This window comes from Aliivibrio friggae, assembly GCF_057368515.1.
In genome coordinates, this window is record NZ_CM170649.1 from 372,065 (window position 1) to 392,150 (window position 20,086).

At 39.6% G+C, this 20,086-nt stretch carries 20 protein-coding genes; 11 read left to right on the forward strand and 9 right to left on the reverse strand.

Features of this window, described 5'->3' with window-relative positions; translation table 11 throughout:
* Positions 1-15 precede the first annotated feature (15 nt).
* Positions 16-633 (forward strand): LysE family translocator, encoded by a 618-nt coding sequence (locus tag AC2INI_RS15200; protein WP_122032285.1) that lies wholly within the window; start codon positions 16-18, stop codon positions 631-633.
* A gap of 88 nt (positions 634-721) precedes the next feature.
* Here the strand turns inward: AC2INI_RS15200 and AC2INI_RS15205 are convergent, their stop codons facing one another.
* Together AC2INI_RS15205 and AC2INI_RS15210 are read right to left on the reverse strand one after the other, a co-directional pair.
* On the reverse strand, positions 722-1,396 hold the full coding sequence (locus AC2INI_RS15205) for a hypothetical protein (protein WP_486306299.1): 675 nt from the start codon (positions 1,394-1,396) through the stop codon (positions 722-724).
* A gap of 53 nt (positions 1,397-1,449) precedes the next feature.
* A complete protein-coding gene (locus AC2INI_RS15210; protein WP_486306300.1) occupies positions 1,450-1,881 on the reverse strand; it encodes a c-type cytochrome in 432 nt (143 codons plus the stop codon).
* A 132-nt stretch (positions 1,882-2,013) separates the two neighbouring features.
* Here AC2INI_RS15210 and AC2INI_RS15215 point away from each other — a divergent pair, with 132 nt between their 5' ends.
* The 6 genes from AC2INI_RS15215 to AC2INI_RS15240 all read left to right on the forward strand — a co-directional run bounded on the left by AC2INI_RS15215 (position 2,014) and on the right by AC2INI_RS15240 (position 7,091).
* Positions 2,014-2,652 (forward strand): cytochrome b/b6 domain-containing protein, encoded by a 639-nt coding sequence (locus AC2INI_RS15215; protein ID WP_486306301.1) that lies wholly within the window; start codon positions 2,014-2,016, stop codon positions 2,650-2,652.
* Positions 2,653-2,657: 5 nt separating this feature from the next.
* Positions 2,658-3,083: a MarR family winged helix-turn-helix transcriptional regulator gene (locus AC2INI_RS15220; RefSeq protein WP_486306302.1), complete on the forward strand. Its 426-nt coding sequence runs from the start codon at positions 2,658-2,660 to the stop codon at positions 3,081-3,083.
* 252 nt (positions 3,084-3,335) lie between these two features.
* Positions 3,336-3,869 (forward strand): diaminobutyrate acetyltransferase, encoded by a 534-nt coding sequence (gene ectA, locus AC2INI_RS15225; protein ID WP_045104461.1) that lies wholly within the window; start codon positions 3,336-3,338, stop codon positions 3,867-3,869.
* 25 nt (positions 3,870-3,894) lie between these two features.
* A complete protein-coding gene (gene ectB / locus AC2INI_RS15230; RefSeq protein ID WP_486306303.1) occupies positions 3,895-5,160 on the forward strand; it encodes a diaminobutyrate--2-oxoglutarate transaminase in 1,266 nt (421 codons plus the stop codon).
* Positions 5,161-5,174: 14 nt separating this feature from the next.
* Positions 5,175-5,561: an ectoine synthase gene (locus AC2INI_RS15235; RefSeq protein ID WP_486306304.1), complete on the forward strand. Its 387-nt coding sequence runs from the start codon at positions 5,175-5,177 to the stop codon at positions 5,559-5,561.
* 102 nt (positions 5,562-5,663) lie between these two features.
* On the forward strand, positions 5,664-7,091 hold the full coding sequence (locus AC2INI_RS15240) for an aspartate kinase (protein WP_486306305.1): 1,428 nt from the start codon (positions 5,664-5,666) through the stop codon (positions 7,089-7,091).
* Between the two features lie 42 nt (positions 7,092-7,133).
* On the opposite strand, the gene AC2INI_RS15245 is transcribed toward AC2INI_RS15240, so the two are convergent.
* Positions 7,134-8,033 (reverse strand): LysR family transcriptional regulator, encoded by a 900-nt coding sequence (locus AC2INI_RS15245; protein ID WP_486306306.1) that lies wholly within the window; start codon positions 8,031-8,033, stop codon positions 7,134-7,136.
* Between the two features lie 139 nt (positions 8,034-8,172).
* Here AC2INI_RS15245 and AC2INI_RS15250 point away from each other — a divergent pair, with 139 nt between their 5' ends.
* Together AC2INI_RS15250 and AC2INI_RS15255 are read left to right on the forward strand one after the other, a co-directional pair.
* On the forward strand, positions 8,173-8,610 hold the full coding sequence (locus AC2INI_RS15250) for a PACE efflux transporter (RefSeq protein ID WP_486306307.1): 438 nt from the start codon (positions 8,173-8,175) through the stop codon (positions 8,608-8,610).
* Between the two features lie 210 nt (positions 8,611-8,820).
* On the forward strand, positions 8,821-9,144 hold the full coding sequence (locus AC2INI_RS15255) for a Fis family transcriptional regulator (protein WP_486306308.1): 324 nt from the start codon (positions 8,821-8,823) through the stop codon (positions 9,142-9,144).
* Positions 9,145-9,265: 121 nt separating this feature from the next.
* Here AC2INI_RS15255 and AC2INI_RS15260 read toward each other — a convergent pair whose 3' ends face one another.
* Positions 9,266-9,604 (reverse strand): cytosolic protein, encoded by a 339-nt coding sequence (locus AC2INI_RS15260; protein ID WP_486306309.1) that lies wholly within the window; start codon positions 9,602-9,604, stop codon positions 9,266-9,268.
* A gap of 812 nt (positions 9,605-10,416) precedes the next feature.
* Here AC2INI_RS15260 and AC2INI_RS15265 point away from each other — a divergent pair.
* A complete protein-coding gene (locus tag AC2INI_RS15265; RefSeq protein WP_486306310.1) occupies positions 10,417-11,436 on the forward strand; it encodes an HlyD family secretion protein in 1,020 nt (339 codons plus the stop codon).
* A 19-nt stretch (positions 11,437-11,455) separates the two neighbouring features.
* Positions 11,456-13,006, forward strand: a complete 1,551-nt coding sequence (locus AC2INI_RS15270) for a DHA2 family efflux MFS transporter permease subunit (protein WP_486306311.1) — start codon at positions 11,456-11,458, stop codon at positions 13,004-13,006.
* An 81-nt stretch (positions 13,007-13,087) separates the two neighbouring features.
* On the opposite strand, the gene AC2INI_RS15275 is transcribed toward AC2INI_RS15270, so the two are convergent.
* The 5 genes from AC2INI_RS15275 to AC2INI_RS15295 form a co-directional block, all read right to left on the reverse strand.
* Complete coding sequence (locus tag AC2INI_RS15275) at positions 13,088-13,885, reverse strand: Cof-type HAD-IIB family hydrolase (protein WP_486306312.1); 798 nt, start codon at positions 13,883-13,885, stop codon at positions 13,088-13,090.
* A 204-nt stretch (positions 13,886-14,089) separates the two neighbouring features.
* Positions 14,090-17,242, reverse strand: a complete 3,153-nt coding sequence (locus AC2INI_RS15280) for an efflux RND transporter permease subunit (RefSeq protein ID WP_486306313.1) — start codon at positions 17,240-17,242, stop codon at positions 14,090-14,092.
* Between the two features lies 1 nt (position 17,243).
* Entirely contained in the window at positions 17,244-18,362 is a 1,119-nt protein-coding gene (locus AC2INI_RS15285; protein ID WP_486306314.1) for an efflux RND transporter periplasmic adaptor subunit, read from the reverse strand.
* A 177-nt stretch (positions 18,363-18,539) separates the two neighbouring features.
* Positions 18,540-19,502: a 23S rRNA (adenine(1618)-N(6))-methyltransferase RlmF gene (gene rlmF, locus AC2INI_RS15290; protein ID WP_122032301.1), complete on the reverse strand. Its 963-nt coding sequence runs from the start codon at positions 19,500-19,502 to the stop codon at positions 18,540-18,542.
* 144 nt (positions 19,503-19,646) lie between these two features.
* Entirely contained in the window at positions 19,647-20,003 is a 357-nt protein-coding gene (locus AC2INI_RS15295; protein ID WP_122032302.1) for a YibL family ribosome-associated protein, read from the reverse strand.
* Between the last annotated feature and the right edge of the window lie 83 nt (positions 20,004-20,086).

Consider the following 20,086-nt stretch of genomic DNA (forward strand, 5'->3'; position numbering starts at 1 on the left):
GATACATGGATCATTATGAGCATTGAAACCTATCTTCTATTTATTGCTGGCATGTTCGCATTTTGCGCAATGCCTGGCGCTGATTTCTTTTTTGTCCTTTCAAGAGCCTTAGGAGGCGGAGCTAAAACTGGTATATATGCCGCTTTCGGTGTCGCTACTGGGGTTCTATTTCATACCTTTTTAGCTGTTATTGGTTTAAGTGCTTTATTGCTATCGTCAGCGACGGCTTTTACTGTCATTAAATACATTGGTGCAGCTTACTTATGCTATATCGGCTTTAAAATGTTTACCGCTAAAGGTGGGATCGGTGAAGTCGAAGAAGCTAATCGTGTTTCAGACTTAAAAGTATACCGCCAAGGTATACTTACTAATGCGCTAAATCCTAAGGTTTGTCTGACATTCGTGGCTTTTATCCCACAGTTTTTAACGCCTGAAACCTCATCGCCTTCGATGATAGGAATGCTGGGAATAACAACCGCTATCATTGCGCTAATGTGGTTTATTTGCATTGCTGTTTTTGCAGCTAAGTTCAGAACCGTAATAGCAGAAAGCAAAGCATTTTCTAACTTACTTAAGTATGGCTTAAGCTCTTTATTAGTTGGTTTTGGGGCTAAGTTAGCACTGACTAACTAATACCGCTCTAAAACGCTTAAAGGGTTGAAGTGAGCATATCTTCAACCCTTTTTTTCTATTTTTAATATCTACTTTTATTATCGTTACCTTATAATCCAGCCATATTAATTTTATGACCTAAGTACATAACGTCCACTTTTGCGTACCCTAATGCTACTGCTTCAAACTTCTGGCTTAACTCTCGAGCATGTACTTCATCTTTTGCCATGATAGATACAGAATAAGTTGGACGAGTAGAACCATCTTTCACTGTTTGAGTATTAATATACGACGAAGTCACTAGGCCCGATGCATTCAAAGAAACCACACGCTGTAAATCAATCCCAATGACACGATCCATTTCCATCACATCAATATCAGTATTCCATTCAAACATCAGTGCATAGTTTTTATTTACCGGAGTGTTATCTAACCACTTACCCCCTAACAACTGAATATTAGAAATCTTAACGATGTTTTCTTTATAAAAAGGAAGTGATGCTAGTTTACTTTTAACCTCTTTTTCACTATCTGCTTGGATCACAAAGCGAAGAATACCCATTGGTTTTCCGTCAATATCACTTTCAGAAATAAACATATCTTTAATTTCTTTTTGCTTAATTAATTCTCCGAATGCGGAACGTTGAGCACTCATTAACTCCAGTACTTTTTCAACATTGGTTGTATTCCAGTTTAATGAAACACCGTAATCAGCTGCTTGTGTTAGCGTTGAAAATCCAAATAGTGATGCGATCAATAATGTTGATTTAATTAATTTTTTCATGACTTTACTCTCTCTAATTTAATGATTTTTGTATTGTTCTAATCAGGGATTACTTAAAAACGTGAGCGGTAAGAACGGTGACACGCATTACAAGTATCTTGTGCTTGCTCTAAACCTGCTTCTGCTAATGCTTTATCTTGTTGTTGGCTTGCTAGATAAAGTTGAACAAAGCCACTATCCATCTCTTGCATCAATTGATTAAACTTTTCAGGTTTATTCCATATCGCTTCTTTTGCTTTACTGCCATCTTGGCTACCTTCCGGAAATGCTGTAGTTAGTAATTGGCTATGTTTAGAAAGTTCATGGCTGATCAATTCAATTTCGTTCCACTTAGGTGCATCTTCATCAATCATGCCTTCAACTTGCTCTGATTGATTTTCGATATGTACAAAAGCCTGTTGTCTTGTATTAATGAGGTCAACACTCGCTTGAGCAAATGCAATATTTGGTAGTAAAACACATAAACTAAGTACTAATTTTTTCATTATTTTCTCTCTAATAGATGTCTGTCTCGCTTCAAGTTGCATTTAATTTACATCACAACAGTTGCTTATGCAACTATTGTGATGTAAATTATTCTCCGTTAGTTAAAACATCCATCAATTAGGAACAAGAAAATGAAGATTTGGGATTTACCAACACGCATATATCATTGGCTTCAAGCACTGCTTTTTATCGGATTAGCCGCAAGTGGCTTTAACGGTGAAGGGCCACATATCTATTTAGGTTTAGCGCTATTTACTCTTATTATGTGGCGAATTGTATGGGGATTTATCGGCAGTGATACGAGTCGTTTTAAAAAATTTATTGCTTCCCCAAAACGTACCATTCGTTATTTATTAGGAAAAGAACCATCAAAAATAGGCCATAATCCAGCAGGGTCTTGGATGGTTATCGGATTAATTTGTACCTTACTTATTCAATGTATTACCGGCATAGCGTTAGCGGGGTTATTCGATCACATCCCTTACGCTGATATCGTCTTAAATGATGATGTCTTTGATGTTTTCGTTACCCTGCATGGAATATGTGCACGTTTACTACCGGCATTAGTCATCTTGCACTTAATTGCTATTCTCTTTTATAAACTACGCTCAAAACCACTTGTTTGGGCAATGATCTCTGGCGTACAGAAGAAACTGACAGAAAATCAAGCCTCGTCGAACCTGATGTTTGTATCAAATAGACGTGCATTATTGGTGCTTATTGCCACCGGATTAGTTACCATTGCAATAGTTGTAAGCGCAGGAGTTTAAACACAATGGAAGAATTTGATCGTCAAAGCAGCTTTGGATGGATGATTAACGTTATTGCCAACCAAGCCTCAAAGAATTTCGAAGCAGAATTAAAACAGCACGGTTTAACTGTTGCTCTTTGGCCAACCATGATGTGTTTATGGGAAGAAGAAGGAGTAACTCAACGTGATATTGCTGAAAAATCAAAAGTGGAAAACTCCACAACAACACGAACATTAGATAAATTAGAAAAACTTGGCCTTGTTGAGCGACAAGCAGATCCCAACAGCCGTCGTTCATTTCGTATTTACCTCACAGATGAAGGCCGAGCATTAAAAGAAACACTTTTGCCGATCCCTATGAAGGTGAATAAAGAAGTGCTTAGCTCTCTTGATCTAAAGGAGCAAAAAGAGATGATTCGATTACTGCAGAAAATGGTCGCTGCTGTATAAATTATCTCTAATAAAACACGATAAATAGCCCACTAGAATGGGCTATTTTTTTATAAAAAAAACATGAAATTGATCTATTTCACACAACAAAATACATAGAACTCTAACTAAATAAAAACATAAAAGTGAGATCAATGTCGCATTAAACGGCTAAGAAACACGCTTTTTTTGTGATTAGCTTGCCTTTGCATCTCTAAAAATGCCCATAATAAAAAGGAATTTAATTAGAGTACAAAGGATATGTATTTACATATGACTATTGCAGCGCCCAGAATATTGTGTTCAAGCATGGATATTGAACCCAGCAAAAAATGGACATTTAGAGAACCATCAAGGACAGACGGTGACGATGTTTATGCATTGATCACCGAGTGTCCCCCTCTTGATATCAACTCTTCATACTGTAATTTCCTTCAATCTACACATTTCAGTAAGACCTGCGTTTTAGCAGAGAAAGACGGCAACCTTGCTGGTTTTATCTCTGGTTACCATAAGCCTGATGACCCAAAAACATTATTCATCTGGCAAGTCGCGGTCTCTCCTCGCTACCGAGGTAAAGGTTTAGCTTACTCCATGCTAAATGAGCTTTTACAGCGAAAAAACCTCAAGCACACAGAATTCTTAGAAACGACGATCACCAAAGCCAACGACGCCTCTTGGTCGCTATTTAAAAAGCTGGATGCCGAGCATGGTGACCGAGGTGAAGTGACTACGTTTCTAGACAAAGAAGCTCATTTCAAAGGCAAGCACGATACTGAATATTTGTATCGTATCGCTCTAAAATAAAATAGGAATCATAAACGGACTCATCATGAATATTTTCAAGAAGCAAGAATCAAAAGTACGTTCATACTCAAACAGTTTTCCAGTTATCTTTCAAAAAGCAAAAGGATGTTGGCTAGAAACCGAAAGCGGCGAACGTTACTTAGACTTCCTTGCTGGAGCCGGATCACTCAACTACGGTCACAACAATCCAGTCTTAAAGCAAGCTTTACTTGAATACATCGAAACAGATGGTATTACGCACGGCTTAGACATGCACTCAAGTGCAAAAGCCACTTTCTTGAATGCATTGAATAACTATATTCTTAAACCTAGAAATCTAGATTATAAGGTTCAGTTTACCGGTCCAACCGGAACCAATGCCGTTGAGGCCGCTTTAAAACTGGCACGTAAAGTCACCAATCGAACTAACATTGTCGCCTTCACTAATGGTTTCCACGGGTGTACTGCAGGAGCATTAGCAGCGACAGGTAATCAACACCATCGCCAAGGTGCAGGTTTTAGCTTAAACAACATCACTCGCATTCCTTTTGAAGGTTATGCCGATATCGATGGCCTTAACCTGTTTGAAACCATGCTATCTGATAATTCAAGTGGTTTAGATAAACCTGCTGCTGTGCTTTTAGAAACTGTACAAGGTGAAGGTGGATTAAACGTCGCATCAAATCACTGGTTACAACGTTTAAGCAAGATTTGTAAAGCCAACGATATTCTAATGATTGTTGATGATATCCAAGCTGGCTGTGGTCGTACTGGCACCTTCTTCAGTTTTGAGCCATCAGGTATTAAACCAGATATGGTTACGCTATCTAAATCTATTGGTGGCTACGGCTTACCAATGGCGGTTGTCTTACTAAAACCAGAATTAGATGAATGGAAACCAGGTGAGCATAACGGTACTTTCCGTGGTAACAATCACGCTTTCATTACTGCTGCAAAAGCACTAGAGATTTACTGGTCAAATTCAAATTTTGAAGAGCATATTAAACAGATCTCTCAAAAAGTCAGTGATGTCATTCTTCGTGCCGTAAAACGCTACCCTAAGCTGTTTGTTCAGCAAAAAGGTCGTGGCATGATGATTGGTATTGAGTGTAAAGACGGCATTATCTCAAGTGATATCGCTAAAGATTGTTTTAAGAACGGCATGATCATTGAAACTGCTGGTCCATCTGATGAAGTTGTTAAATTCTTCTGCCCACTGACGATCACAGAGTCAGAGCTAGAAAAAGGCCTAACCATCTTTGAAAACGCAATTGACAATATTGCCGAAAAACACTTCAAAAAAGCATCTTAATCAGGGACGAAACAATGATTGTTAGAACACTAGACGAATGTCGTGATAGCGAACGACGCGTAGCATCAGAAACATGGGAAAGCGTAAGAATGTTGTTGAAGAATGACAACATGGGTTTCTCTTTCCACATTACGACTATTTATGAAAACACAGAAACTCACATTCACTACAAGAACCACTTAGAGTCGGTATATTGTATGAGTGGTGAAGGAGAGATCGAAATTATTGGCGGCGAAACCTACCCAATAAAACCAGGCACTTTGTATATTCTTGATAAGCATGACGAACACTTCTTACGTGCTTATAAAGACAAAGAAATGGTCATGGCGTGTGTCTTCAATCCACCGATCACTGGTGCTGAAGTTCACGATAAAAACGGCGTTTACCCTATCTTAGATTAAACACTAAATCCCCTTAGTATTTATTTAGGATGGTATAAATATCAACTTGGATCCATAAAGATCCAAGTTGATACTCTCTTTAAAGTCAAAAAGGACTTCTTCATGACTTATACCGTAGAAAAAATCGGCGGTACTTCTATGACTGCGTTTGACGCCGTTTTAGACAACATCTTTCTTCGCCCTCAAAATCCATATAACCGTGTTTTTGTTGTATCTGCCTATGGCGGCATTACCGATTCATTACTTGAATGTAAGAAAACAGGCAAACCAGGTGTTTATAAGCTTATCGCTAAACGTGATGATAGCTGGGATGAAGCATTAGAGTATGTGAAAAATCGTATGCTATTAACCAATGAACATCTATTTATTGACCCTTTGAACCGATTAAGAGCTGATAAATTCATTTGCTCACGAATTGATGAAGCTAAAACGTGTATTTCTAATATTCTTGAAACCTGTCAATACGGTCAGTTTTCATTACGTCGTTATTTACCTCAAGTTCGTGAATTTCTATCTTCTATTGGTGAAGCGCACAGCGCCTTTAACACGGCATTAAAGCTAAAAACCGTTGGAATTAACGCGAAGTTCGTCGATCTCTCTGGTTGGGACAACCAAACTCCGAGAACATTAGATGAAACCATCACTGATGTATTTAAAGATATAGATGTCACCACAGAGCTGCCAATTGTTACTGGCTATGCCTATTGCAAAGAAGGCTTAATGGGCACATACGATCGTGGTTACAGTGAAATGACCTTTAGCCGCATCGCCTCACTTACTCATGCTGATTTGGCGATTATCCATAAAGAATATCACTTAAGCTCAGCTGATCCGCGTGTTGTAGGCACAGATAAAGTATTCCCAATTGGACGCACCAATTACGATGTTGCTGATCAATTAGCAAGCTTAGGAATGGAAGCTATTCACCCTAATGCAGCGGCAGGGCTTCGTGAGAGCGACATTGAAATTCAGATTAAAAATACGTTTGAGCCAGAGCACAAAGGCACATTGATCTCATCAGATTACCAACCAGAAACCAACAAAATCGAAATCATTGCAGGTAAAGAAAAAGTGTTTGCCTTACATCTGTTTGATCAAGCAATGGTCGGCCAAGTGGATAATGTCGGTTATGAGTTAATGGAAATTATCTCAGACGCACAAGTTAGTTTAATTGGTAAAGAAATGAATGCAAATTCAATTACTTATTATCTTGGCGGTAGCACTGAAAACCTGAATAAGTTGTTATACAAAGCAGAAAAACGCTATCCAAACGCCTCTATTAAAGGTCGTATGGTGGCATTAATTTCGGTGATTGGTTCTCAGATTGATACCAACAAAGCATTAGCAAAAGGGGTTTTATCATTGATGAATAATGACGTCACCCCTGTAGCTCTACACGCTTCTATGCGTAACGTAAACGTGCAATTTGTAGTAAGCGATCAAGACTATCAAAACGCTATTCGAGCACTACACCACGAGTTTTGTGAAGATATAGCCACCACACAAATAAAAACCGAACAAGTCGCTTAAATTCCGTTTTACAGTGTAAATAAACCCTCAACCGCTAGCTCATTAATGATGAGCGGGCGGTTTTTTTTGGCTAATCGCTTGTAAAGAGGACAATAACTCTTCTAATACAGGGCCAAAAACATGACTGCGCGATACCAAGCAACCCATTGGGGTAAACCAACCATCAAATTCATGAGCAATCGGCAGCGCCACTAGCTTATTTTGATCTAGCAAACTCATTACGCTGTGTTCTGGTACTATCGTCCAACCAACCCCTTTACAAGCAAGATCCATCAAAGTTTGATGCGTATTGGCGTACCACAATTTTGAGCTTATCCCATAACTGAACCACAACTCTTTACGCTTTGAACTACGATGTACTAATTGTCGATGCCCTTTCAATGCCGCATCATTCACTACAGGCAAACTGGCTAGATCATGCTCTGGAGACACTACCGTCAGAAAGCGCACATGACCTAGAGTAAAGAAATCCATGTCCACTTTTAGCTCGCCATCTGCATAGACAATCCCTACTTGAGCTTTGCCTTTTTTTACTAACGCTTCAACATCAAAGGTTGAGGTTGTGATGATCTCAAAATCCGTCACAGGAAACTTATCCGCCAATGCTGCCAATATTTGTAATACATCGTCATTCATTAAGCTCTCATCAATAGCGATGACTAACTCATATTCGTGCTCTCTTTCTAACGATTCCACTTTTTGGTCAAAGTATTTTTGTTGATGCAAAATAGATTGAGCAATCGGCAATAACGCTCTGCCTTTCTCTGTTAGCACTGGTGTGTTTTTATCACGATTAAACAACTCTTGGTTAATTGAGATCTCTAAATTGGCAATAGCCTGACTCACACCGGATTGAGCGCGCTTTAATTGGCGAGCGGCAGCAGAGAAAGAACCGCACTCACACACGGTGACAAAAATTTTCAATTGCTCAAAACTGTACATGGCATTGGCTTAGTAATTGGATTAAACACCCAAACTATCACGATTCGTGATGGCTGTTAACTTTATCTCTTTTATTCGCTCTCTATAATCGCTGATTCATTATTTTTAAATGTATCAATAATCATTAAGAGCCATCGCTATGAAAACAACTGAACGTATTTTCCACGCTGTATTATTTGAAATATTGGCAGTATCTCTGTCTATTCTTGGGTTAGCTATTTTTACTAATCATGACGTTACTGCCCTATCAGGAACCATGATAGTCGTTGCCACTATCGCGATGATCTGGAACTTTATTTATAATTGGATTTTCGATCAATTCTTCACTGGCGAGAAAACACAACGCACCCTGTCTTTGCGTATCTTCCACGTTGTTTTGTTTGAATTAGGATTATTGTTCGCAACTGTGCCTGTGATGGCTTACCTATTAAACGTAGGCATCTGGGAAGCGTTTGTGATGGATATTGGCGTGACTATTTTTATCACCATTTACGCATTTACCTTTAACTGGGTATATGACAATGTAAGAGCAGTGTTGGTGAGAAGAATGGCGAGAGATGAGTCGATCGCTGCATAATGCATTGAAGGTGATGTAGAGAACCAGATAGTAAACAACCCGCTGATTGGTGGGTCGTTTTACTTGACCACTACAATTACACCTCCCCACTGTGTGACTTTAAAGTGTTACTATAAATACTTTACATTTGAAACAGCCACAGTGCTCAATATCGTTTAAGACAATGTTGACCGAAAACTTTTTAAAAATGTTGAATAGGAGGTTTGCTTTATGCGTAAATCAGATAAGAAGATAGAAAATCAAATTAGAGATGTATTAACCGAAGTTTGTGAAGATACGTTAAAAGGCTACGATGGTTTTCTTTGGGTGACTCATACGGTCAAATTTTCTTCTTTTCCAGAGAGCTTAAAAATCGTCTGCGTATTCGAAACGAATCAAGATAGAGCAAATTTTTTGATGGGAGAAGACCAGCTTCATGTTTCAACCACTATCCAAAAGGCGTTTAATAAGGCTGGAGTCCAACTAAAGAACGTAGATAAGCACATCAGTTACGATACAAAGGAAAATCACGAGGGCGCTCATCAAAGAAAGTGAATCGAGTTTCTAGTGGGGAGCTAAGGCTTTATATTACGAGTTTTGATATAAAGCCTGAAGGCTAATGTCAGCCCTCTGAGTAAGGGTGCCAATTCACCGATTTCAACTTACTGAATAATTTTCAGTCCATTCTTGTAATAAAGGTTTGCTCGTCATCCACAAAAGCCACAAAGCCGCCGTGATAGATAAATACTCGACCGCGCCCCTCAACTAGGCAAGCAAGCTGTGGAAGCAAATCTTCTTCGTTATCCTGACTTTGAAAAGTGCCTGTATCGGTGATTACACCACTGAATGTAGGCAAATATCCATAAGTGCGCTTAGCTTGATCAATCAAGCTCAATTCACTGGTGGTAGAGAAGCAAGAGGGGATCGCACCGGCTTCTTCGATGAACATCGTTTTCAGTTCTTCAAAAGCGGTAATCACCAGCCAGTCGATGTCGTTAACATGATGGATAAACATAAAGTTTCTCGGTTATTCTGGTGCGGAAATTGTATCACTATCAGGTGAGATCGTAGTAGATATTTAGTTGCTAAAGGCAGTAATTCTGTGCCATTTCCGGACATTAGCTAGGCCATCTGAACAACAAACACAAGACTAACGTAAGAATTTAACTGCGAGATCAACTTTCTTCATTTTCAAAAAATAAGATACCAATATAAACGTTTGCTTTATATTATAGGGTACAAGTTTTTTATTTACCAAGTGATAACTTAAAATCTTATTTATATTTATCGCTAGACATTTTGCAAAATGAGGAACATTCTAAATAAAGAATCAGAAACCTAACCTAAAAACATAAATAATATGAACATGAAAAATAATACAGCAGAAACCTATTTCTTGTTTTATCAAAGAACATTCCTATCCAAGGTTTTCACCTAAAATCACCAGTACCACATAATCACTTCAGAACGAAAAAAACGTCAGAAGCACTGCTACACCTGACTGTTAACACATCAAAAGTGATACTTAACTCTTTATTATTAAATGAATTGATACTCTTTTATCTAAGACTATTCATAGTTTATATATAGGCTGCGGTTAGTTAAACCAAGCACTTTATTCATATCCATTTAATAATATACAGATTCTAGAAGTTACACATAATTTAATTATTAAAAATAATATATAACAACAATAAATATAATCAATCTTATATGGATTTACTATTCACTTTAAATTAACAACATGTTTAACCTTATATTTATTCATGATGTTAATATTCCGTGATTTATTCCTAAATAAGAAAACACAGTAAGTTAGGATTTAACATGAACAATAAAAACACTCATTTCGCTCGAAACTTACTTGCTGCTGGCTGTATCGCAGCTGGACTAATTACCGCCGGATACTTCTACGTTAAGCATCAAGAACAATTTCCAAGTACTGATGATGCTTATGTTCATGCCAATATTGTGTATATGGCACCACAAGTCAGTGGCAAGATCATCGCTAGCAACGCGACTGATTATGCCTCGGTAAGTAAGGGCGACTTATTAGTACAAATTGACCCTGCCCCATACCAAGCAAAACTCGATGAAGCAAAAGCAGCCTATGAGATGGCAACATCAAATAACGCTGCAACAGATGACGCAATATTAGCTGCCAGTGCCGATGTAAAAAGTGCAATGGCAACCCTTAGCGACGCTCAGATTTCATATAAAAGAATCAAAGAATTAGCGGCGAAAAATTTACTGCCTGAACAAAACTTAGATGATGCCCGTCAAAAATTATCATCCGCAGAAAACAATGTTACCGCAACAAGAGCACGCATGTCTCAGCTTATCAAATCTCAAGGTGCAAAAGGTAATGCATCACCTGAAGTTAAAAAAGCGGCAGCCGCATTAAGTCAGGCCAGCTTATCATTGTCTTACACAAGTATATTTGCAGATCACGATGGTACGCTTGGTAAAGTTCAAGTTCATCCTGGTAGTGTTGTGGTTCCTGGGCAAGCTTTAACTCCTCTTGTCGAAGCAAACTCTTATTGGGTACAAGCTAACTTTAAAGAGACTCATGTTGGCCGTGTAACAAAAGGCATGAAAGTCACTATCACCTTAGATCTTTATCCTAGCGTTGAATATGTCGGGGTGATTGAGGCTATCTCTCCTGCCAGTGGCGCTTCGTTTTCATTACTACCACCTGAAAATGCAACGGGCAACTGGGTAAAAGTACCGCAACGCTTCCCGGTTCGCATAAAACTTGATAATGACCAAAACAAACTGAAATTTCCTTTACGTGTTGGTGCTAGTGCATCGGTAACGGTTGATACATTAGCGCCTCTAGCGAAATAATCGGCAAAAGGAAACCATCATGACTAATGTCATTACACCGGCAGAAGAAAGCTTGAAGAATAAAGGTGATTCTAAACGAACTTTAGTCACCCTCGCGATTATGCTTTCAGCCATCATGGTATTGCTTGATATGACGATTGCTAATGTTGCCCTTCCACACATGATGGGCGCCTTAGGAGTCACTTCAGAGCAAGTCACCTGGGTACTAACTTCCTACTCCATGGCTGAGGCTATCTTCATTCCTCTAGCCAGCTTTCTCGCGCTAAAAGTCGGGGTTCGAAAACTACTCTTAATTTCGGTGTCTGGTTTTATTATCACCTCTGCGTTATGTGGTCAGGCTGATTCATTGGCTGAAATGGTGACGTTTAGGATCATGCAAGGGGCATTTGGTGCCTCTGTTATTCCATTATCACAGTCGATTATGATCCAAATTTATCCTCCAGAACAACGTGGTAAAGCGATGGCGTTGTTTAGTGTTGGGATATTACTCGGCCCCATTCTTGGCCCAACATTGGGTGGGATAATTACTCAGAATATGGATTGGCGTTGGATATTTTATGTCAATCTCCCTGTTGGTCTTATCTGTTTATCTCTGATTTTCTTTTATGTGAAGATTGAAAATAAAGGACCAACAAAGATCGACTGGCCGATTGTGATTGGTATGGCACTAGGGATTGGTTTATTGCAAATGGTGCTCGATCAGGGGAATGAAAAAGGCTGGTTTAGCTCTAATTTGATTTTATTCTCTTCAATCATTAGTGCTATTTCTATTGCTTATTTTGTTCGCCGTTCGTTTAAAATCAAAGGGGATATTGCTCCCGTATGGTTATTAAAAGACCGTAACTTAGCCGTATCATGCTTAGTTATGGGCGCTTTTGCTATGGGAATGTTTGGTATTACCCAGCTGCAACCAATGATGTTAGAGCAATTATTAAACTACCCTGTTGATACTACGGGTCTTGCTATGGCACCACGAGGGTTAACCTCTGCCATTGTGTTAGTGATGCTCGCCGGTTACATGGATAAACTGAATGCGAAAGTATTGATTGTCATTGGCTTACTGCTCAATGCTTACGGTACTTATTTAATGATAAAATACTCATTAAATATCGATATGTTTTGGATTCTATTCCCAAGTATTATTCAAGGCGCAGGTATGGGTTTGGTGTTCTCGCCATTAAGTCAATTGGCGTACTCTACGCTATCAAAACAAGATGCGGTGAGTGGCGCGGTGGTGTTTAACCTGTTCCGTACCATTGGGGGGTCATTTGGTATTTCAATAGTGAATACTTACTTCAGTCGTATGGAACAACAGGAATGGAACGCTTTAGGTGGGGATCTAACGCTCAGTAATCCGGCATTACAGCAAGCGGCTCACTCTCAAGGGCTTCAAATAACGGATCCTTCGTTCTTAGCGCACATCCAAGCATTGTTGCACCAGCAATCGACAATGATGGCGTTTGTTTCTACCTTTGGTTTTATCTTGGTCTCTTATTTACTGCTTATTCCTTTTATAGCATTGTTTAAGAAGAAGATGGTAAACCAAGAGCAAGAAATAAAAGAAGCCTGATAATTCAATAAAAAATGCCATAAGTTGATGAGTATCAACTTATGGCATTCTATTCAATCCATACTATTCAAATTCTGATTTTTATAGCACTTTCTCTTTAATCACCGTAAACACGCCAGCGTCTTTGTTACTTGGTGCCATAAAGCGGGCCGTCTCTTTTACTTGTTGATGCGCATTTTCCATCGCATAAGAATAGTAGCTCTCTTGCAGCATTTCTAAATCATTTAAGTAATCACCAAAGCTCATTGTCTCTTCAAAACTAAAGCCAAGTATGTTTTGTAGATGTTTAATAGCGGCACCTTTTGAAGCTTCAGCATTCATTATATCTAACCAAATTTTAGCACTCACCACCACTTGGTGAGTCTCTCCAAATTTAGCGTTAATGGTTGGATAAACATGTTCTTCTGTGCCATCAAAATGACAAATTGCTACTTTGATAAACTCGTCATCAACCGCAAGAAGATCGCCTACATACTGACAACGTTGATAATATTTTGAAAACTCAGCCAACGCTTTTGGATCTTGGGTTTCAATATAGGCTGAGTTTTTTCCACAAAGTACAATCTGCGTACCTTCGATTGAACGCGCTGTTTGAATGATATTAATGATCGACGGTATGTCCATCGAGCAACTGTATAGCTCTTTACCTTGATGCATCACTAGCGTGCCATTCTCTGCAATAAACATCATGCGATCTTTCACTGGCTCAAAGGTTTCTAATAAGCTGTAGTATTGACGTCCAGACGCTGCGGCAAACATAATGCCTTTGTTTTCTAGTTGTTTATACAAATCGAAGAAACTTGGGTCTAATTGGCTCTGTTCATTAAGTAGCGTACCATCCATATCGGCAGCAATAAATTTTACGTTGTGTTTTTGCATTGATTAATACTCAGAATAAATTGGGAAATTGAATGCGCTGAGGCGTGATAATGACAAAAGAGTATATACCTTCGGATTATTTGAACCGAACCACTCTAGTGCAAAATGAGAGGTTAATATCACTCTTTTTGTAGATAAAAAAGGAGCCTCGAAGGCCCCTTTTGATTTAATCGTATAATGCGTTAATTTCAATGTATCGTAAAATCACTCATCATCAATATGAACAAGCTTGGTACTTCCACCATGCAGTTTCTCACGACGGCGTTGTACCATGGCATAGAAACCAGGGATAAGTAATGTACCCACCAATAGCACACACAGTAGACCGCCAATCAGTGACACACCCAGAGAGTTTTGACTGATGTAACCCGCACCTGATGCAAACACCAATGGCAAAATACCTAAGATGAATGACCACGATGTCATGTTAACCGCTCGGAATCGTAGACGACCGCCATTTACTGATGCGCTATCCAAATCCGTCTCTTTCTCTTCACGCTCGTTTTTCGCAAACTCTACAATCAAGATTGCATTTTTTGCGGCCAAGGCGATCAAGAGAACCAAGCCAATTTGAGCGTATAGATTCAATGGCATTCCGGCTAAATTCAATGCCACAAAGGATCCTAATGTCGCCACAGGAACCACTAGAATAATCGCAAGTGGAATACTCCAACTCTCATACTGTGCCACCATAAATAGATAGATAAAGATCAGGGCTAAAGCAAATGCATAAATCGCTTGGTTACCCGCTTTCACTTCTTGGTAAGCCATGCCTGTCCACTCGTATTGGTATCCATGAGGAAGCACTTCAGCGGCAACACGCTCCATTGCAGCAATTGCATCACCACTTGAGTAACCTTCAGCAGGCTGCCCTTGAATAACGGCTGAACGATACATGTTGTAACGCCACGCTACATCGGGTTCAAATACAGTGTCATAAGTCACCAATGTACTTAGTGGCACCATTTGACCTGAACTTGCACGCACGTGGAATTTATCCAAATCATCCATGCTGCTACGGTACTGACCATCTGCTTGCATTGTTACGCGGAAGTTCTTACCAAACATGGTGAAATCATTGACGTACATCGACCCTAAATTACCTTGTAGCGTTTGGAAAATAGAACCAAGCGATACACCAAGTTGTTTGGCTTTTTCACGGTCAATATCTACATAGTAGTGCGGAACATTGGCACGAAACGTACTGAATGTGTATTGGATTTCAGGCTGCTTATTTGCTGTCTGGATCACCTCATTCATTACATTAGCAAGATCAGTACGATTACGACCTAACGTATCTTCCAGCACAAATTCAAAACCAGAGGCTGCGCCCATACCCGGAACGGCGGGAGCACCCATCGCAAAGATCACTGCTTCTGGTAATTCCATAGCAGCACGACCATTAATGCGATTGGTAATGGCGAATGAAGAGTTATCCCCATCCATCTCATTACGAACATCCCAAGGCTTTAATTTAATGAATAGAGAAGCACCATTAGATGCCGCTGCACCCGTTAAGAACGCATAACCATTGGCGATGGTAACGCCATCTACACCCTGCTCTTGCTCTACAATCTCTAGTAATTTTGCAGACACTTCTTCAGTACGAGAAAGTGATGCAGAATCTGGCAACTGCACGTTAACCAGTAAGATCCCTTTATCTTCTTGAGGAACAAATGCCGTTGATGTGTTTTTCGCAAGGTACGTTACCGAGCCAAGCGCTACAGCAAAGAACATCATCAATATCATTGTTTTTCGAACAAAAAATCCAGCAATATCACCATATTTATTGGTCACTTTATCTAAGCCACGGTTGAAGGCTTTAAACCAACGAGCGGTATTATCACCACCTTGTTTAAGCACCAAAGAACACAATGCAGGAGACAGTGTTAAGGCATTAATCGATGAGATAATTACCGCAATACAGATGGTTAATGCGAACTGGCGATACATAATACCCGTAATACCCGGAAGCATTGCTACCGGAATAAACACCGCAAGCAGAACCAAGGTAGAGGTAATGATTGGGCCGGTTACTTCTTTCATCGCGATTAACGTCGCTTTTCTTGGGCTTAACGAGGGATCACGCTTCATGATAGTATCGACGTTTTCGATAACCAAAATGGCGTCATCCACCACGATACCAATGGCCAAGATAAGACCAAACAAGGTCACGGTATTAATCGTAAATCCGGTCATAAGCATGACTGCAAACGTACCAATTAACGAAACAGGAATGGCAACGACTGGAATTAGAGTGGCACGCGCACTTCCTAAAAACAGATACGTTACCGCGATTACCAATAAAATCGCTTCAATTAAGGTTTTAATAACCCCTTTAATTGATTCTGCAACAAACAAGGTCGTGTCGTAACTGGTCTCATACGCTAAGCCTTCAGGAAAAGTAACGCTGAGTTTATCCAGCATCTCCATTACGGCTTTTCCACTCTCTAATGCGTTAGCATCGGATTGCAGAGATAAGGTTACGATAGAGGCATCTTTTCCTCTAAATTGACCATTACCATCGTAGAATTTTTTACCTAACTCAACACGAGCAATGTCTTTTAGATAAACTGATGAACCATCGTTATTTGCACGAAGTACGACGTTTTCAAACTCTTCAACTGATTCTAAACGTCCTTTTGTCACCAAGTTAAACTGCACATCTTGCGCACTGGCATAAGGCGCTGCACCAATTTTACCTGCAGCAACCTGTACGTTTTGCTCCGCTAGTGAGGCATGTACATCAGAGGTTGTTAACCCTAAGTTAGTCATTTTATCTGGGTCGAGCCAAACACGCATTGCGTATTCACCACCACCAAGAACACCCACTTCACTGATCCCGGTAACACGCGCTAACTGATCTTTGATATTCAAATTAACGTAGTTAACCAAGAACTGATCGTCATACTTACCCTCTGGCGAGTAGAAGTTCAGTACCATCAATAAGTCAGGTGAGCGCTTTTTAACGGTGACACCGACCATGCGTACTTCTTGTGGCAATTTAGACTCTATCTGCGCTACACGGTTCTGAACGTTAACCTGAGCCATATCTGGATCGGTGCCCACATCAAAGGTAACGTTAAGGGAGTACGATCCGTCATTGGCACTTTTCGAGGACATATAAATCATGTTCTCAACCCCATTGACCGAGGTTTCTATTGGATCGGCAATGGCCTGTTCTACTACCTCTGCACTTGCCCCTGTGTAGTACGCATTCACGCTTACCGAAGGTGGACTTATTTTTGGGTATTCCGCCACAGGAAGAATGGCTAGCGCAATCGCTCCGGCAAGAGTAAGAATAATAGAAATAACCAGAGCAAATTTAGGACGCTGTATAAAAAAACGACTTAACATATTAAGACTCCGTATTTTCTAAACGAACCTGAACACCATTTCGAACACGCTGTAATCCTTTAACCAGTACTTGCTCATTTGCTTCTAAGCCAGAGCTAATGATCACCCCTTCTGGTAACTGCTTGCCCAAGGTCACATTGCGTCTTTCTGCGATATTTCCTTCCGTTAATACCATCACAAAGCTGCCTTCTAAGTCACTTTGCACCGCTCGTCGAGGGGTAACAATTACATTAGTTGGTTTCTTTTCACGTAGGTTGACGTTGATATGTTGGCCGGGCAGTAATGTGAAATCAGGGTTTTGAACCAAAGCACGAAGGGTTAATGTGCCTGTCGTTTGGTCGATACGGTTACCAATATAATCAATCTTACCTAAGTGGTTATATTCTTTATCATTTTCAAGATTCAGTACCACTTCAACTTGATTTGATGCACCAGTACCATCGCCTTTTACTTGATCGATCCCCATCAATAAACGTTCACGCTCACTAATAGTAAAACGAGTATGAATTGGGTTTAAACTCACTAGAGTGGTTAATGGACCTGAAGCCGGAGAAACAAGATCACCAAGACTGACTTTACTGTCACTGATACGCCCAGAGAATGGCGAAATAATACGAGTATAAGAAAGGTTCACTTCAGCAATTCGTAGCTGGGCTTGAGCCGATTCAACTTGTGCTTCAGTACTTAATAGCTGTGCAGTTAAACCATCAAATTCAGCTTTACTAATATTGCCTTTTGGAAGTAGGTTCTGCCCACGTTCAAAATCTAACTGTGCTTTTTTGAGTGCCGCATTAGCTTGGGTTATACCCGCTTTGGCATTAGCTACTTGTGCTTCAAAAGTAGAAGGGTCTATTTGGAAAAGTACATCGCCCTTTTCAACCATTTGGCCTTCTTTGAACGAGCGAGACTGAATATAACCAGAAACTTGGGCAACAATAGACACATCTTCCATTGCTTCAATACGACCAATATAAGTTTTACCTTGTTGATATTGAATTGATTCAACGGTATGAGCTGCTACAAGAGGCGCTGGAGGAGCCGTTTTAGTCGTCGCTTCATCACTGCAGCCTACAAGTAAAGCTGCGCTAATTAAAGAAGCAAGAAGAGTTTTAGATTTCATAAAATAACCATTTAACTGTCGGATTCTGCATATTCTGACAGTTAAATGGTTGAAATTATTAATGTTAAATTGCAGAGATTGTTACTGAATGTGTCTGCAATTTACGTTTAGTCAAATTTAGAAACGATTTACAACTAACCCATTGATAGATAATGAATTAAATCGAAATCTAAAAGCTTACAAATTTACATTCGCTTGGAATGTCCAAGCAACAAAACGGCTTATTTTTTGGCCTTGAGCCATATCAACCGTCTTAATAGTTTTAACACCTAATCGTGCAAGCTCTTGATGTAAAGCTTCTACGTTTTCTTTCTTAGAAATCAATGTTGTAAACCATTGAACTTGCAGTGCAAATTCACAACTTTCTTTCGCCATTTGAGTAATGAAGCCAAGCTCACCACCTTCACACCAAAGTTCTGCTTTTTGGCCACCGAAGTTCAGTTTTTTCACGCCTTTTAATTCATTGTAAGCATGACCTTTCTTCGATTTGTTTGTCGCTAAGTTCTGTTGCTTACGCTCTGATCCTGCTGTTGCTTCTGCTTCTGATGCATGGAACGGAGGGTTACACATCGTGAACGCAAATTCATCTTGTGGCTTGATAACACCTCTAAAGATATTCTCTTCATTTTTTTGCTGGCGACACTCAATACCCTTCTTCAGGCTTGGGTTATTGTTCGCAATGAACGACGCCATTTTTAGTGCTTGAACATCAATATCAGAACCAACAAAGTTCCATTTGTATTCACGGTGACCAATGATAGGGTACACGCAGTTAGCGCCAACACCGATATCTAAACCACGAACGTTTTTACCTGTTGGGATCTCACCGTCATTAGTGATTGCAAGTAAATCAGCAATGTTATGAATGTAATCCGCACGGCCAGGAATTGGTGGGCATAAGTAACCTTCTGGGATATCCCAAAATGGTACATCATAGAAATGCGCTAACAGTGCTTTGTTCAATGCTTTAACAGCAAGAGGATCTGAAAAGTTGATTGATTCATTACCATATTGATTCGTTTCAACAAATGCTTTCAGTTCAGGAGATGTTGCAATCAACGCAGGAAAATCATAATTAGCATTATGTTTATTACGAGGATGCATCGGTGTTTTTGTAGGAGCAGATTTAGAATGAGTCATGTAAGTTTACTGATAATGAATAATAGCGGACATCATAGCTGATGTATGAATGAATTACTTAAAAAAATAGCCATGCTCTTATCGATATCATGGCTATTTATATTTCAACACATACTTGTGTTTTTAGTCTGAAATGAAAAGTTATTAGAACGCTTGTGGTGCGAACCCTGTCATTTCTTTAAGTCCTAGCTCTTTACCAAGCGCAGTCATTGGGTGCACAACAACTAAACCGCGAACTGATTTTTTCAGTTTACCCATATCAGCTTGTTCTGCTTTAGTAATTGCACGTTTGAACTCAAGGTTGCGAACTTCTGTTCCCTTATTACCTGTTTCAAACTGCTTTTTACCATTTAATTTTGCTACTTTCTTTTCTAGCGTTTGGATTTCATGCAAAAACTGTTTAACGATTGGCTGATCGTCACGCTTTCGTGCAGCATCTAAACGGTGCTTACAACGATCTAAACGGTTATGAATTTTTTGCAGTTCTTCTTTTACACTCATGAAATTACCTTTGTATTGAAAATGGTGCGTATCGACGCTACCTGATAGTATAACCTCTATTAGAACAACGATCATAGGTTTAT